The sequence below is a fragment of the Actinomyces oris genome, from assembly GCF_001937445.1.
GTDB lineage: Bacteria > Actinomycetota > Actinomycetes > Actinomycetales > Actinomycetaceae > Actinomyces > Actinomyces acetigenes.
Genome location: NZ_MSKS01000016.1, coordinates 25,853 through 41,064, shown reverse-complemented (window position 1 = coordinate 41,064; position 15,212 = coordinate 25,853). Strand labels below are relative to the sequence as shown.

The 15,212-nt window shown below is 69.8% G+C and carries 16 protein-coding genes; 12 read left to right on the top strand and 4 right to left on the bottom strand.

Going from position 1 to position 15,212, the window contains the following annotated elements; genetic code table 11:
• The first annotated feature begins 74 nt into the window (after positions 1-74).
• The 3 genes from BKH20_RS05575 to BKH20_RS05565 all read left to right on the top strand — a co-directional run bounded on the left by BKH20_RS05575 (position 75) and on the right by BKH20_RS05565 (position 2,842).
• Positions 75-1,217, top strand: a complete 1,143-nt coding sequence (locus BKH20_RS05575; RefSeq protein WP_075390273.1) for a histidinol-phosphate transaminase — start codon at positions 75-77, stop codon at positions 1,215-1,217.
• A 111-nt stretch (positions 1,218-1,328) separates the two neighbouring features.
• On the top strand, positions 1,329-1,928 hold the full coding sequence (gene hisB, locus BKH20_RS05570; protein ID WP_070662245.1) for an imidazoleglycerol-phosphate dehydratase HisB: 600 nt from the start codon (positions 1,329-1,331) through the stop codon (positions 1,926-1,928).
• Complete coding sequence (locus BKH20_RS05565) at positions 1,928-2,842, top strand: hypothetical protein (RefSeq protein ID WP_178388560.1); 915 nt, start codon at positions 1,928-1,930, stop codon at positions 2,840-2,842. Before hisB ends, BKH20_RS05565 begins: the two co-directional genes overlap by 1 nt.
• 46 nt (positions 2,843-2,888) lie before the next feature.
• On the opposite strand, the gene BKH20_RS05560 is transcribed toward BKH20_RS05565, so the two are convergent.
• Positions 2,889-4,472 (bottom strand): serine/threonine-protein kinase, encoded by a 1,584-nt coding sequence (locus tag BKH20_RS05560; RefSeq protein ID WP_075390317.1) that lies wholly within the window; start codon positions 4,470-4,472, stop codon positions 2,889-2,891.
• Between the two features lie 419 nt (positions 4,473-4,891).
• Between BKH20_RS05560 and hisH the strand changes: the two genes are divergently transcribed.
• The 3 genes from hisH to BKH20_RS05545 all read left to right on the top strand — a co-directional run bounded on the left by hisH (position 4,892) and on the right by BKH20_RS05545 (position 7,314).
• Positions 4,892-5,530: an imidazole glycerol phosphate synthase subunit HisH gene (gene hisH / locus BKH20_RS05555; RefSeq protein WP_075390271.1), complete on the top strand. Its 639-nt coding sequence runs from the start codon at positions 4,892-4,894 to the stop codon at positions 5,528-5,530.
• Positions 5,531-5,572: 42 nt separating this feature from the next.
• Positions 5,573-6,325 (top strand): bifunctional 1-(5-phosphoribosyl)-5-((5-phosphoribosylamino)methylideneamino)imidazole-4-carboxamide isomerase/phosphoribosylanthranilate isomerase PriA, encoded by a 753-nt coding sequence (gene priA, locus BKH20_RS05550; RefSeq protein ID WP_075372721.1) that lies wholly within the window; start codon positions 5,573-5,575, stop codon positions 6,323-6,325.
• Positions 6,326-6,411: 86 nt separating this feature from the next.
• Entirely contained in the window at positions 6,412-7,314 is a 903-nt protein-coding gene (locus BKH20_RS05545) for an SseB family protein (RefSeq protein ID WP_178388559.1), read from the top strand.
• Positions 7,315-7,336: 22 nt separating this feature from the next.
• On the opposite strand, the gene BKH20_RS14610 is transcribed toward BKH20_RS05545, so the two are convergent.
• The gene (locus BKH20_RS14610; protein ID WP_256693042.1) at positions 7,337-7,537 is read right to left on the bottom strand and encodes a hypothetical protein; all 201 of its coding nucleotides are present in this window, start codon (positions 7,535-7,537) and stop codon (positions 7,337-7,339) included.
• A gap of 300 nt (positions 7,538-7,837) precedes the next feature.
• On the opposite strand from BKH20_RS14610, the gene BKH20_RS05535 reads away from it, so the two are divergent.
• The 6 genes from BKH20_RS05535 to BKH20_RS05510 all read left to right on the top strand — a co-directional run bounded on the left by BKH20_RS05535 (position 7,838) and on the right by BKH20_RS05510 (position 12,862).
• Positions 7,838-8,509: an ABC transporter ATP-binding protein gene (locus BKH20_RS05535; protein ID WP_075390269.1), complete on the top strand. Its 672-nt coding sequence runs from the start codon at positions 7,838-7,840 to the stop codon at positions 8,507-8,509.
• Complete coding sequence (locus BKH20_RS05530; protein WP_075390268.1) at positions 8,506-10,116, top strand: DUF6297 family protein; 1,611 nt, start codon at positions 8,506-8,508, stop codon at positions 10,114-10,116. The genes BKH20_RS05535 and BKH20_RS05530 overlap by 4 nt, the downstream gene beginning before the upstream one ends.
• Before the next feature lie 363 nt (positions 10,117-10,479).
• A complete protein-coding gene (gene infC / locus BKH20_RS05525) occupies positions 10,480-11,079 on the top strand; it encodes a translation initiation factor IF-3 (protein WP_430793377.1) in 600 nt (199 codons plus the stop codon).
• A 124-nt stretch (positions 11,080-11,203) separates the two neighbouring features.
• Positions 11,204-11,398 carry a 50S ribosomal protein L35 gene (gene rpmI, locus BKH20_RS05520; RefSeq protein WP_003780493.1) on the top strand — a complete coding sequence of 65 codons (195 nt, stop codon included), beginning with the start codon at positions 11,204-11,206 and terminating at the stop codon, positions 11,396-11,398.
• A gap of 27 nt (positions 11,399-11,425) precedes the next feature.
• Entirely contained in the window at positions 11,426-11,806 is a 381-nt protein-coding gene (gene rplT / locus BKH20_RS05515) for a 50S ribosomal protein L20 (protein ID WP_003780489.1), read from the top strand.
• A gap of 123 nt (positions 11,807-11,929) precedes the next feature.
• Entirely contained in the window at positions 11,930-12,862 is a 933-nt protein-coding gene (locus BKH20_RS05510; RefSeq protein WP_075390266.1) for a TrmH family RNA methyltransferase, read from the top strand.
• Position 12,863: 1 nt separating this feature from the next.
• On the opposite strand, the gene BKH20_RS05505 is transcribed toward BKH20_RS05510, so the two are convergent.
• Positions 12,864-14,144, bottom strand: coding sequence for a glycosyltransferase (locus BKH20_RS05505; RefSeq protein WP_075390265.1), 1,281 nt, complete (start codon positions 14,142-14,144; stop codon positions 12,864-12,866).
• A gap of 209 nt (positions 14,145-14,353) precedes the next feature.
• The gene (locus BKH20_RS05500; protein ID WP_143224944.1) at positions 14,354-15,004 is read right to left on the bottom strand and encodes a TetR/AcrR family transcriptional regulator; all 651 of its coding nucleotides are present in this window, start codon (positions 15,002-15,004) and stop codon (positions 14,354-14,356) included.
• Between the last annotated feature and the right edge of the window lie 208 nt (positions 15,005-15,212).

Here is a 15,212-nt window from a genome sequence, read left to right as displayed (position 1 = left end):
AGCACATCGGTGCCGTGCGCACCGCCGGACGGGTGGCCCAACCGCTGGAGCGGACTGAGCCGTAGACTCCAGGCGTGAACGCGAACCTGCCCCTGAGACCGGACCTAGAGGGCGAGACCCCCTACGGGGCCCCCGAGATCGACGTCCCCGTGCGGCTGAACGTCAACGAGAACCCCTACCCGCCCTCGGCCGCGGTCATCGAGTCGATCGCCACCGCCGTGGCTCAGGCCGCCCAGGGGCTCAACCGCTACCCGGAGCGGGACTTTCCCCGGCTGCGGGCCGCGCTCGCGGACTATCTCGCGGCCGAGTCCGGTGCGCATCTGACCCCTGAGCAGATCTGGGCGGCCAACGGCTCCAACGAGGTCATGCTCCATGTGCTCCAGGCCTTCGGAGGTCCTGGGCGCACCTGCCTGACCTTCACCCCCACCTACTCGATGTACCCCGAGTACGCCCGCGACACCTTAACCGACTACGCGACGCGACCGCGCCGCAAGGACTTCACCCTCGACGTCGACGCCGCGGTGAGCGCGATCAACGAGCTTCGGCCGGCCGTCGTCGTCCTGGCCAGCCCCAACAACCCGACCGGAACCGCCCTGCCGCTGGAGGACATCAAGCGAATCCTGGAGGCGGCCCGCGGCCACGGTCCCATACTCGGAGCCGAGATCGGCTCGCCCGCCCGGTCCAGCGACTGCGTCGTCGTCATCGACGAGGCCTACGCCGAGTTCCGCCGTCCAGGCGTGCCCAGCGCCCTGGAGCTGGTGGGGCCGGCCCACCCGCACCTGGCCGTCACCCGCACCATGTCCAAAGCCTTCGGTGCCGCCGGCCTGCGCCTGGGCTACCTGGCCGCCGACCGCGCCCTGGTAGACGCCCTGCGCGTCGTGCGCCTGCCGTATCACCTCTCCGCCGTCACCCAGGCGGCGGCCCTGGCCGCCCTGTCCCACCGCGACGAGCTCATGGCTCAGGTGGCCTCCCTGCGCGATGAGCGCGATGCCTTCGTTGAGTGGCTGCGAGCCCAGGGACTGGTCGCGCACGAATCAGACGCCAACTTCGTCCTGTTCGGCCCGTTCCCCGACCGCGAGGCTGTCTGGCAGGCCCTGCTCGACGCCGGGGTCCTCATCCGCGTCGTCGGTCCCGAGGGCTTCCTGCGGGCCAGTATCGGCACGCCTGACGAGATGGCCCGCCTGCGCACCGCCCTGACCGCAGCCATCGGCGGATGACAAGGATGCCGGCAGCGATCAGCGCCTAGGACCGGTAGGGTTGCTATCGATTGAGTCACCTATGAACCACTGTGCTGAAAAAGCACGACACCCGATGCTGAGGAAGCACCTATGAGCCGTACCGCGCGTATTGAGCGAGCCACGAGTGAGTCAAGCGTCGTCGTCGAGATCAACCTCGATGGCACGGGCCAGACCGACATCTCCACCACCGTCCCCTTCTACGACCACATGCTCACCGCTCTGGGGCGCCACTCGCTCATCGATCTGACAGTGCGCGCCACCGGTGACACCGAGATCGACGTGCACCACACCGTGGAGGACACCGCCATCTGCATCGGTGAGGCCCTGCGCGTGGCGCTGGGGGACAAGCGCGGTATCCGCCGCTTCGGTGAGGCCAGCGTCCCTCTGGACGAGGCCCTGGCTCATGCCGTCGTCGACATCTCCGGGCGTCCCTACCTGGTGCACGAGGGGGAGACCGAGGCCTTCGTCCATCACCTCATCGGCGGCCACTTCACCGGTTCCATGGTGCGTCACGTGCTGGAGGCCATCGCCTACCACGCCGGCATCTGTCTGCACGTGCGGGTCCTGTCCGGGCGCGATCCCCACCACATCGCCGAGGCCGAGTTCAAGGCGCTGGCGCGCGCCCTGCGCGCCGCCGTGGAGGACGACCCCCGCGTCGAGACCATCCCATCCACGAAGGGAAGCCTGTGATGGACCAGACCCCCCGGCCCGACGAGAGCCACAACGACCACCAGGACCACCAGCGCGACCTGGATGCCGAGTTCGCCGCCCTCATGGGCGACGTGGAGATCCCCGACGACCTCTCGGCCGAAGACCTGGGGGCTGTGCAGGAGGCCGACAGCGAACCGGGCCTGCGGACCCTGGCGGGGGATGACTCCGTATCGGCCGGCTCCGCGGGGCAGAGCGGACCAGCAGACGTCAGGCCCGGCGACGTCCCCCACAACACCTACCATCCCCTGAACGGGAGACAGGGCGGAGCGGAGGACACCGAGGGCCCGTCCCGGCTCACCGATGCCCAGGAGGCGCAGATCGCCGCCGCGGCCGACTCCCTGAGCTCCTACGTGCCCGGTCAGTCCGAGGACCAGGCTCCCCGGGCGGTCAAGGTCGCCGTCGTCATGACGCCGCTGAACCGGGCCGACGGCTTGGCCGGAATGTGCTCCCTGCTGGACCTCGACTGCACCGTGGTGCCCTCCTCCAGCGGGGCCTTCGCGGTCAAGCAGTTCGTCTCCGCCCACTCGGACTGGGACGTGGCCGAGCTGCTCGGCGGCTCCGACTCCGAGCCCGCAGAGGCCGCGGAGCTGGCCGCCCAGCTCTCCCGCCTGTCACGGGCCGGGGCGGTCCTCATGACCGCTGACCTGGCCACCGACGTCGGTATCGAGTCCGGCCTGTCCGGGACGATCACCGCCCGCCACTTCACCAACGGTCAGCCCGGCGAGGAGGCGTCGGCGGGGCTCCTGCTGTCCTCCATGGACCAGGTTGTCGAGGACATCCTCCTGGGAGTCATCAACGCCGACGACGTCCCCGGAGCGGTGAAGTCCTCCGAGATCCAGGCGCCCCGGGCGATGCGCTGGTTCGGACGCGGCCTGCGCCGTCCCCCGCAGTGACCTCACCGGCGCGCGCCGCCCGCTGCTGGCCGGCGGGCAGCGACTCCTAGCCGGCGTAGGAGCTCGTCCGCTGCCCGCCCTTGTCGGAGGCGATGCAGGAGAAGCCCCGCTTCCCGGCGTTCCAACCGGCCTCCCCCGGGCCCAGCACCGATGTGCTCGGATCGGCGGCCCCGTACTGCTGGGCGGCCTGCGCGGTACAGGTGGCCTGCACGTTGGGATCGGCCGCCAGGTCGTCATCACTGGAGCCCGAGGTGCTCTCCGCCAGGGTCCCCACCTGATAGACCTCCCAGGAGTGGGGCTCGTTGCAGCTGACTTTCCTGGCCGTGGTCTGGCCCGAGATCGAAGTGGTGCCCGCCAGGCAGGTACCCACCGGGTGCGGTGGGGTCGAGGCGTTGTCCTGACCCGACGACGAGGGCTGGGACGCGGCTCCTGATGCTCTGGTGGCACTGGCGGCGGGAGCCAGACGGGCGCCCGCCACCCACCCTGCGCCCAGACCGACGACCAGGCCGACAATCGCGCCGATCGCCGCGGAGCGCAGAGTGATCCGTCGACGTTCTCGGCCGGAGAGTCTCAGAGACTGACTCCGCTGAGCTGACACCGGGGCGTTCAGCAGAGCCTTCTCAGAGCGCTCCGGCCCGCCTGAGACGATCGAGGGGGCTGAGGCGGCGGACCCCGAGGAGCCGGCGGGGCGGACCGGGAAGACGGAGTCCGATGCCGCCCGCTGTGATGCACTGCTGGGAGCGTAGGAGTCGGGTGAGCCCGCCTCTTCGCTGCGCGGAGGCGGCGCCAGTCCGGCCTCAACCAGCCGCAATGAGGTCACCGGTCCGCCGACGGCCAGGTTTCCCGTCCCCAGATACTCACGGATCTGCCCCAGGGCCCCCGTGAGCTCAGTGCCGTTGCGGTAGCGGTGCTTGGGATCCGGAGCCATCGCCTTGCCCAGGAGCGGCAGCAGGACCTCAGGAACGTTCGGGTCAGTGAGGTCCAGGGGGTCGTCGAGGGACCGGACGATCTCCGGCAGGCTGCGCTGCACGCCGTCGGGGCCACGTCGGGGACCCCGGCCCGTCAGCAGGGCGAAGAGCACCGCACCCATGGACCACACGTCCCCCTCGGGGCCGGGGCTGGCCAGCATGAAGGCCTCGGGCGCGGCGAAGTCGGGGGTGAGACACTCCAGGGTCACGGTGGGGTCCTGACCCTCGCGCTGGACAGCGGCGATACCGAAGTCCGACAGCCGGGGAGAGCCGTAGGAGTCCAGAAGGATGTTGGCGGGCTTGACGTCCCGGTGCATGACGCCGGCCGCATGGGCGGCCCCCAGGGCCGAGGCCGCGGCCTCCACCAGGGCCACAGCGTCAGAGGCGGGGGTCGGGCCGCGCGAGACGAGGTCGTAGAGGCTGCCGCCCGCACACAGCTCCATGACCAGGTAGGGGCGCAGATCGGGCAGCTTGCCCGTGTCCACCAGGGAGACCACGTGAGGATGCCCCGAGATCCTCGAGGCCGCCTGCACCTCACGCATGAACCGCCGCTCATTGCGGGGATCATCCAAGGGGCGGGAGTCCACTTTGACGGCGACCGGACGCTCCAGGGAGTCCTGCACGCCGGCATAGACCGTGGCGAAGCCGCCACGCCCCAGCACCGAGGTGATCCGCACTCCGGGAATGGAGAACGGCGCAGCGCTGCGCGACCCGCTGGAACCTGTCCCCGCCGCTGCGGGGGAGTGGTCCGAGGAGGCCTGCGAAAGCGGTGGAGGAGGGGATGCCGGCCAAGGCGGAGGCGGGGCCTGGCCGGAGGGGAACTGCATGCTCACAGACGAATACTCGCCCATTTTGGGGGGAATCGTGAAAGGAGGCCGACGACCCGGATTCAGATCACGCATTGCGCCCGCGCCTTCGCGCCATACCCGCGCGAGGCCGCGACCAGCTCGACGCGTCATCCGGACCGCTGCGCCGAGGCTGTTGAGCCAGCGCTGCCGGTTCCGGTTCTGCGCACGTCACAGGGCGTTTCAGAGTGTGGAGGATACTCAGAATGATCTGCAGGGACGGTAGGGTGTGTCACATGCGAGCGCCCCGTGTCACCGTCCTGTCCTACGGATCCGGCAATGTCCGCTCAGCGGTGCGCGCTCTGGAACGCGTCGGCGCGCAGGTGACCCTCACCAGCGACCCGCACGAGGTCACCGAGGCCGACGGGCTCGTGGTCCCCGGGGTGGGTGCCTTCGGTGCGGTCATGGAGCAGCTGCGGGCGGTCGACGCACCTCGCCTCATCGAGCGGCGCCTGGCCGGGGGACGGCCGGTCCTGGGAATCTGCGTGGGCATGCAGGTCATGTTCGAGCGCTCCGACGAGCACGGGACCGCTGAGGAGGGGCTGGCACAGTGGCCCGGCACCGTGTCCCGCCTGAGAGCCGACGTCGTTCCGCACATGGGGTGGAGCCTGGTCCGTCCTCCCGCGGGCTCCGTCCTGTTCGACGGCGTTGCCGACGAGCGCTTCTACTTCGTCCACTCCTATGCGGCCACCCAGGACCCTGCCGAGCTGCTCGGCCCCGGCCCCACCCGCCTGCCGCAGGTTACCTGGGCCACTCACGGCCACGACTTCATCGCCGCCGTCGAGAACGGCTCCCTGTGCGCCACGCAGTTCCACCCCGAGAAGTCCGGTGACGCAGGGGCTCAGCTGCTGCGCAACTGGTTGACGACCCTCTGACCTCACTCGAGCCACCCCACGACCCCTCTGCAGGAGACACGCATGCTCACTCTACTTCCCGCCGTCGACGTCGCCGATGGCAAGGCCGTCCGCCTCCTTCAGGGAGAGGTCGGCTCAGAGACGGACTACGGCAGCCCCGTCGACGCCGCCCGGGACTGGGTGCGCGCCGGGGCCGAGTGGATCCACCTGGTGGACCTCGACGCCGCCTTCGGGCGCGGCTCCAACCATGAGCTGCTCGCGCGCATCGTCGGCGAGGTCGGCATCAAGGTGGAGCTCTCCGGAGGCATCCGTGATGACGCCTCACTGGCCCGTGCCCTGTCCGCCGGAGCCGCCCGGGTCAACCTGGGGACGGCGGCTCTGGAGAACCCCGAGTGGACCGAACGGGTCATCGCCGAGCACGGGGAGAAGATCGCCGTCGGCCTCGACGTGCGCGGCTCCACCTTAGCGGCCCGCGGCTGGACCAAGGAGGGCGGAGACCTGTGGGAGACCCTCGAGCGGCTCAATGCCGCAGGATGCGCGCGCTACGTCGTCACTGACGTCACCCGGGACGGCACGCTGAGCGGCCCCAACACCGCCCTACTCACCGACGTCTGCCAGCGCACCGCGGCGCCGGTGGTCGCCTCCGGCGGTATCGCACATCTCGACGACCTGGTCGCGCTGCGCCGTCTAGTGCCGCTGGGACTGGAGGGCGCGATTGTCGGCAAGGCGCTCTACAACGGCAACTTCACCCTTCAGGATGCCCTGGCCGTGGCCGGTGACGAGGAGAGGTGCGAGCCCTCGCAGGCTCGTTCCTGACCACTCCGGGCCCTTGGCGCCCCGGTTTCCCGCATCGCAGGCATGGTCATCGACGTCAGGGACAGTGGGATGTCAAAGGCGCTACCGTGAGGGCCGTGAGCCAGTCAGCGCAGAACCAGCAGGCAGTTCCTGGACCAGTCCCCGGGCCGGTCGGTGACTCGGTGACCGAGCCTCCGCAGGTCTCCCAGGTGGCTGCCGCCATGGCCGCGCGGGCCAAGCTGGAGCGTTTTCTGGCTGCGCCGGCCCCCTTCGCCGACGACGACGGCTCGATCAGTCCGCAGGTGCGCATGGCGCTGGAGGCCGTGGACCTGCCGCGTCATCAGTACCTCGATGAGCTGTGGGCGGCCCTCGTCGGTGGCCGGCTGATCGTTCCCGTGGCCGCTCACGCCCTTCCCGGACGCCTGGGGGGCAGCCAGGTGCAGTCCGTGACCCTGCCCCAGGGCCCGTCGGGCGATGGTGCACCGCAGGTTCCGGCCCATGAGGTGCACACCGCCGACGCCTGCCAGGACGCAGCGACCCTGGCGGTGAGCCTGCCCGACGGGCACATCGCCCTGCCGGTGTTCACCAGCGTCGAGGCCATGAACCGGTGGCGCAGTGACGTGCGCCCCGTGCCCGTCTCGCCCCAGCGAGCCGCCCAGGTCGCCTGCCTGTCCACCGACCAGCTGTGGGTGCTCGACCCCGGAAGCCGGGAGCTGCGACTGCCGCGCCCCGCCGTCGTGGCCCTGGCCGGGGGAGAGGCATGGGTGCCCTCATGGCGCAACGAGCCGGTTCAGGCCGAGGTGCGCGCCCAGCTCCAGGAGGTCGACGGCGTCACCGGCGTGGCCTTCGGACCCGGTGAGGGAGCCGAGCTGCGGGTCTTCATCCGCATCGACGCCGCAGGCGGTCGCGCCGCCGTGGCCCGGAGCCTGGAGGGCTGCCAGCACGTCATGGTCAACCCGGCATGGGGCGACCTCATCGACACCGTGGAGCTGTGCCCGCTTCCCGCCTAATCGGGGCGGTTGGGAGCCGATCTCAGGAGCGGCCCAGGATCAGGGCCTCCCACTGCCCGACCTGTCCGTAGTGGTCCTCCAACGGCCCGGCCACCTGGTCGAAGCGGGCAACGACGTCGCGCAGAGCCTGGCCGTCCTGGGATCGTCCGTCATTCTGGGCGATCCGGGCACAGGCCTCAGCGATCGCACGGATCTGGGCGAGATCCCGGGTCGAGACCGTCACCCGGCCGGGGCCCGGGTCCCTCGTGGTGCTCCAATCGGTCCCTGCCTCACGGGAGACGGCGCAATCGCCGTCTGACGCGCCATTCGGGTCCGGCGTCCTCACGCTGTTCCAATCCATGACTGCGGAGCGTAAGGCATCCGATTCGACCAGGCCACCGAAAATTAGTGTGCTGGAATAGTACTGATGAGCGCGATGTCGACCACCTCAGCCCCATCTGGGCCGGACCCTGGGCTGCCACCTGGAAACGGACATGATTTCACCGGAGGCACCCAGCCCCCGGCGGCAAGCCGTGAGCCGCTGGTGAGCGCCCGCGACCTCAGTGTCGGATACGGTGACCAGCCGGTCTGCGCCCCGGCGACCTTCGACCTGCTTCCCGGCCAGGTGCTGGCGCTGGTCGGGGTCAACGGGGCCGGCAAGTCGACGATCCTGCGCACCTGCTGCGGGCTTCTGCGCCCGCTGGCGGGGCAGGTTCACGTACTCGGACACGTCCCGGATCCCCGCTCAGGCGCCCAGCGTGCCGCCCTCGCCACGGATCTGGGGCAGGAGTCCTTCTTCCCCACCCTGACCGTCGCCGAGCACCTGCGGATGGTCTGCTTCGGGCACGGCGTCGTCGAGGCCGACGAACGGGTCAGTGACCTGCTGGAGGACCTGGAGCTGCGACGGCTCGCGGGGCACCTGCCAGAGGAGCTCTCCTCGGGACAACGGCGCCGACTGGCACTGGCATCGGTCCTGGTCCGGCCCCGCAGGCTGCTGGTCCTCGACGAGCCCGAGCAGCGCCTGGACCGGGTGACCCGCCTGCTCCTGGCCGACATGCTCGTCGAGGAGCGTGAGGCCGGTGGGGGAGTGCTCATGGTCTCCCACGACCCGGAGATCGTTGAGGAAGCGGCCACTGACGTGCTCCTCGTCGGACGCGACACCCGGATGCTCAGCGTGGATGACGGCGTGCGTGCCATTGAGGAGGGGCTGAGGTGACGCCGCTGGGGGCGCGGGAGGAGCAGCCCCTGTCCACGCCCCCGAACAAGACGGCGTTTCCCGACGGGGCCGCGCTGCGCAGCTGGGTGAGGCGCCGTACCCGACGGCACCGCCGCGGTGTCTGGGCGCTCGTGGGGGACGTTTACTCCGCGCTCCTGACGCTCATCATCGCCGTGGCGATCCTGGCCCCATATCTGCGTCGGCTGGTCGTGGATCGGCCCGCCTCGGCGGCCGGGACCGACGTGCTCGGCGACTTCGCCACGGTGGGCCTCGATCCCGGGTGGGGGTTCCTGGCGCTGCTTGTGCTGCTGGCGGCGGTCGGCGTCGGTTCACTCGGCCGGCTCGGCCCACTGTTCCTGCGTCCCCACGAGGCTGCCTGGTGGCTGCCCATGCCCGGGTACCGGGGCAGTCTCCTGGTGCCGGTGGCCCGCGTCGAGTACCTCATCGCGGCCACTGCGGGAGCCACGGTGGGCGTGCTCCCAGCGCTGGCGGCTGGAGGCGGCTGGCTCGCCGCCACGGCGTGGCCGGCCCTGATGTCGGCCGGGACCTGCCTGGTGCTCACTGAGCTCATCAAGGCCCAGATCCTTAACCGCGGTGTCGAGCCGCTGCGCCGTCGTCTCGTCCTGACGGGGGCCGCAGCATGCCTGGCCGGTGTGGCGCTTCCCTTCCCGCGCTCCCCGCTCGGGAACACGGCGGTCGCCCTCCTGGCCGGGGTGCTGGCCGCCCTGGCCGTCATGGAATGGAGACGAGCCAGAGGCAGCCTGGGGCAGGTGCATGATGCCGCACTCCTGGCCGTTGTCGCGCGGTCCTTCGGCGCGCACGTCTCACTGCTGTCGCTGGATACCAGGGCCCTGGGGCGGTTGCTCTCCCCGGAACCCGCCCGGCCCGTGAAACCTTCACCGCTGTGGGCGGCGCGGATCGGGAGCCGGCTGCCCCGCCCCCTTGGGGCGCTGGTAGGAGTGGCTCAGGTGGACTGGCTCCTGCTGCGCCGCCAGCGCCGGCGCCTGCTTCAGATGGGGGTCGGGCTGGCCATCGCGGTGCTGCCGCTCCTGTCCGGAGCCGTCGGTGACCCTCTGCGCGCCGTCGGCTATCTCATCGGAGGCTGGATCGCGACGCTGGCTGTTGCCGAGCCGGCACGTCAGGCCTGGTTCGACGGCGGTCCTGACGCCTCCTGGCCGGTGGCGCCCCGGGTGGTGCGCGCAGGCCACCTGCTCGTGCCGGCCGTCCTCATGAGCACGTGGTCCTTGCTGAGCCTGGTCCCGGCCATAGCGGTCCTCGGGGCTGCGGCTGCCTGGAAGGGGCTCGTCATCGTGGTGGCCCTGGCCATGGTGAGCGGCTGGGCCTGGGCCGGGGCGGCACTGCGCTCCGGGTATCGGGACATGCCCGACTTCGCCGCCGGACTCGTCACCTCGCCCGTGGGCTCCCTACCGCCGGGACTGGTGCAGATGCTGACTCAAGGGCCCGACGCCGCCGTCGTAGGAGCACTGACCACGGCGCTCGTCGCCAGTGGTATCGCGGCGCCGACGACGACGCTGCTCGGGATCCAGGCCGCCGCCGGCATTATCGCCGTCGTGTGGGGAGTCCGCACGAACCGCTGGGCCTCCTGACGGCCTGCCTCGCCTCAGAATCCGCCTCATACGTGGGAGGACTCACGTCAATATGGCGAGGATGCAGTGGGAGAGCGAGCCCTTGTCCTGGTAGCATTTCTCACTGACCACCCGGGGTTCGCCCCGGTGCGCAAGCGGAGCGATCCCACCTGGGTTCCTTTCGGGAATCGGGTTCATGCGAGGGTGACAAGCCCTTCGCGGTCCCTGCTCGGCCACGGCCGTGCGGAGAACGCGCTCATCACGAGGCCTCCGACCTGCGCGGCAGGAACGGGGGCCTTTCCTCGTTCCGCAACCATCCGTGACTCAGAGTGAGGAACCGACATCAGCGAGCCCCGTATCAACGAACGGATCCGCGTTCCCGAAGTGCGTCTCGTCGGCCCCAGCGGCGAGCAGGTCGGCGTTGTCCGCGTGGAGGACGCCCTGCGTCTGGCTGAGGAGGCCGACCTCGACCTGGTCGAGGTGGCACCCGACGCCCGCCCACCGGTGTGCAAGCTCATGGACTACGGCAAGTTCAAGTACGAGTCGGCCATGAAGGCGCGCGACGCGCGACGCAACCAGGCAAACACCCAGCTCAAGGAGATCCAGTTCCGCCCCAAGATCGATGAGCACGACTACGCCACCAAGCGCGGCCACGTCGAGCGATTCCTCAAGGGCGGGGACAAGGTCAAGTGCATCGTCCGCTTCCGCGGCCGCGAGCAGTCCCGGCCCGAGCTCGGGATCAGGCTCCTGCAGGGCCTGGCCGAGGAGATGGCCGAGCTGGGCACCATCGAGTCCCACCCCCGTCAGGACGGCCGCAACATGGTCATGGTCCTGGCCCCGGTCCGTAAGAAGGCCGAGGTCAAGTCCGACCAGCGCCGCCGCCGCGAGGAGGCCCGCGCCGCCCGTCGTGCCGAGAAGCACGCGGGCCGAGCACCCAAGGGCGTCAAGGCCTCGGACGGGAAGCCTGCCGGCGAGAACGCCTGAGTGCACCCGAGGGCGCACTCGACACTCACCTGACACCACCGACCCACCCCCCTCGCCACCGTGAGCGGGGTCCGCAGTCCCGGCGACCACTGGTCTGCCAGGGACCGAGAAGAGGAAATTACCCATGCCGAAGAACAAGACGCACTCCGGTGCCAAGAAGCGCTTCCGGGTCACCGGCAGCGGCAAGCTCATGCGCGAGCAGGCCAACAAGCGCCACCTGCTGGAGGTCAAGTCCTCCCGCCGCAAGCGCAAGCTGTCCCAGGACCAGCCGGTCGCCCCGGCCGACGTCCGCCAGGTCAAGAAGCTGCTCGGTCGCTGACCGCCCAACCCACCAAGGAGTCTCACCATGGCACGTGTGAAGCGGGCTGTTAACGCCCAGAAGAAGCGTCGTTCTGTTCTCGAGAAGGCCTCGGGCTACCGCGGCCAGCGCTCGCGCCTCTACCGCAAGGCCAAGGAGCAGGTCACCCACTCCGGCGTCTACGCGTTCCGCGACCGTCGCGCCCGCAAGGGCGACTTCCGTCGCCTGTGGATCCAGCGCATCAACGCTGCCGCCCGCGCCGAGGGCCTGACCTACAACCGCTTCATCCAGGGTCTTGGCCTGGCCGGCGTGGAGATCGACCGCCGCATGCTCGCCGAGCTGGCCGTCAACGAGCCCGAGGGCTTCAAGGCCCTTGTCGAGGTGGCCCGCAAGGCCCTCCCCGAGGACGTCAACGCCCCCAAGGCCTGAATCACCAGTGCAGCAGGGCATCAGCCCCACTGACACATCATCACCGAGTCCTCGTCACAGCCCCAGAGCCGGTTTGTGGCGAGGATTCGGTGTTTTGAGCGGCCGCTCGCGTAGGCTGACGGCATGACCCCTACCGACTCTGCCGTCCCCGATGAGTTCCTCGACGACTCCGCCGAGCGTCCTCAGGCCCGCGGGCCGCGGCGGCGCACCGTCAGCCAGGGCCCGGCCGCCGGCCGCGAGGTGCTGAGCAATCCGGCATCGGCCCGCATCTCCCGGGTGGCGGGCCTGTCTCGCCGCAACGCGCGGACCAAGCACCATCGCTTCCTCGTTGAAGGCCCCCAGGGCGTGCGCGAGGCCGTCCGGCACGCCCCCGGCCGCGTGCTCGACGTCTACCTCACCGAGGCGGCCCTCGAGCGCCACAACGAGATCTGGGACGAGGCCGTGGCAGCCGGGCTCTACGTGCACGTCACCACCCAGCAGGTCATGGACGCCATGAGCCCCGACGCCCAGGGCCTCCTCGCCGTCGTGGCCACCGAGGAGGCCACCGGCTCCGAGGCGCTGACCGCCGCCCTGGAAGGGGCCAGGCTCGTCGTCGTCCTCACCCAGGCCCAGGACCCCGGAAACGCCGGCACCATCATCCGGGCCGCCGACGCCGCCGGCGCCGACGCCGTCGTCCTCGTGCGCGGCAGCGTGGACCCCACCGCACCGAAGGTCGTGCGCTCCACCGCCGGAAGCCTCTTCCACCTGCCCGTGGTCACCGGCGTCGCCCTCGACGACGCCGTCACCGCCCTCCACAACGCCGGACTCACCGTCCTCGCCGCCGACGGACGCGGGGACTTCGACCTCTTCGAGGCCGAGTCCCTCCTGGAGGCGCCCAGTGCCTGGCTGCTCGGCAACGAGGCCCACGGACTGCCCTCAGAGGCACTGAGCCGAGCCGACGCCGTCGTCTCCATCCCCATCTACGGCAAGGCGGAGTCCCTCAACGTCGCCGCGGCCGCAGCCGTCTGCCTCTACGCCAGCGCCCGGGCACAGGGACAGAACTCTAGCCGCAGCTGACTCACAGCAGCTCGCAGATCGCTTCGGCAGCCCGGCCCGGTCCGTCCAGTCCCTCCATGAGCGTGGCCATTCGCCGGGCGCGCGAACGCATGCCGTCGTCGGCCAGGGCCTGGCGCACCAGCTCCGCCCAGTCGGTCCTGCGGGCCTCCCTACGCGACACGAGCCTGGCCGAGCCGAAGGCCACACAACGCTGCACGTTGAATCGCTGCTCGAGCTGCAACGGAATCCCGATGAAGGGCCACCCCTGGGCGCAGCTGGTCTGCACCGTTCCCTCCCCGCCGTGAGTGATGGCCAGGTCGACGGCGCCGCCCAGCTCGTGGGCCGGGAGCCAGTCAGTGACGTGAACATTGCGCGGAAGAGTCTCCAGGTCCTCCTCGTGAAGGTGGGTGCGCACCGGAGCCAGCACCTGGCAGTCCGCCCGGCCCAGGCCTGCCAGCACGGCAAGGACGAGGTCACGGTTCCCCGATGAGCCCATGGTGAAGTACACCAGGGGCTGGGGCCCGGCGGCCAGGTCGGTCAGGAACTCGGGGAGCTCCCCGGGCAGGCGGGCGTAGACCGGCCCCACCACCCGGTGCCCCTGCGGCATCCTCAGCCACCCAGGCAGCAGATGCGGGGCAGTGGTGATGAGATTGAGATCGGCAGTGAGCCCGGCGAGCATCCCCTGGGGCAGTGAGACACCGTTGGCCCTGGCCACAGAATGGAAGGAACGAGGCAAGGGGACCCGAGTCCCGAGCGCATGGAGCGCATGGGCGGCCATGTTGTCGGCCAGGCACTCCTCCAGGCAGGTGCGGGGCAGGAAGCCGGTAGCCCCGGTGGTGCGCGCCGCCTCCAGGTGCGCCAGGGAGTAGGCGAAGGGCCGTACGAAAACCAGCGGCACGCACTCCGCCCGTGCAGAAATAAACTGGCTGGGAGTTACTCCGATGACAACGGCGTCCGGACGTAGGGAGCGCAGCAGCACGCGCTCACTTGTCACCCGCTGGGCCAGCATCTTCGCCGTGAACGGGTGATGCAGGCTGCGGCCCTGGTCGAAGTTCAGAGCCAGCCGTCCCTCCTCCTCACTGAGGTGGGGGGTCAGCAGACGGAACTTGAAGCCCGCGGCCCTGATGTACTCGGTGTTGCGTCGCGAGAAGCAGGCAAAGACGCACTCAACGTGCGAAGGCATCCGGCGGGCCACCTCGATCGCCCGGGTCACCTCGGCGAAGTTGAATGTCTCCGGAGCGAAGAGGACACGCGACGTCCTGCGGCGTACAGCCACCACATCTCCAGTGGTGCCTTGAGGCATGATCGGCTCTCCTTCTGAGAGCGAGGGGTGCCACAGTGCGGGGAGCCCTCATCGTCGTTCTATTGTACGTCTTGTACAACCGGGGGAGAGGTTAGCACGTTCGCGCCTATGCGAACGCCTTTTTTACGACAGGTTCAAAATGCTGGAAAAAAGGGTGTGAGCGGCCCCAGGGGAGCGCTGAGTCTCAGTGCGGCTCGACGCCCACCCCCTCAGCGGTCGCTCACTGGTTCTTGGGCGGTGGCCGGTGTCGCGGCCGGCTTGGAGGTGTGCTCGGCGCCCTGCCGAGTCTGAGACACCAGGCTTCGCAGCGTCTGGGCGGACATGTTCGTGATGGTCTCCTGACTGATCTCGGGGTGATCAAGCCAGGCCAGGCACAGGGTGATCATCGTGCTGATCCACACCTCGGCGGCGAACATGGCGCGCTCGTCGGGCTCGGCGATGCCCATGAGCATGAGGACGAGGCGTTCGTAACGCTCGAAGCTGGTGGCCAGCGCGGCCGCGATCTCAGGGTCCTGGTCAAGGCCTCCGGTGTGAAGCGCTCGAAGGCTGTCTGGCCTGGACCTCACGTAGCCCGCGAAGGTGGAGATCGCCCCTTCCAGGGTCAGTGCCGTCTGCTGCTCGACCAGGCCGTGAAGGTGAAGGATCTCGTACTCCACGATGGCTCGGGCGAAGGCGATCTTGGAGGGGAAGTAGTGGTAGAAGAGCGTGCGTGAGACGCCGGCCCGCTTGATGATCTCGTTGACGTGAGTGCGGTCCAGTGTTCCTTCCGCGAACAGCTCGACGCCGACTCTCACCAGCTCCTCCCGACGCTGCTCGGGCTGGAGGCGGCGGCGCGGATCGGTGGTATTCGCTGGACTCATGCAGATGAGACTACGACCGCATGGTCGGCATACACGGTTAGGTGCTCTGCATGGCGTGTGAGCATCGTCCCAGGATCCGAGACGCTCTGAGACGGTTGACGCTCCGGTTGGAGACGGTGCTACCCTTCCTGGCGAGAGGTTGGAACTCTCTTAAATGTGTAGGCTGACACGAGCCAAGGAGGAATGCAGTGCGCATGCGGATGTGTTG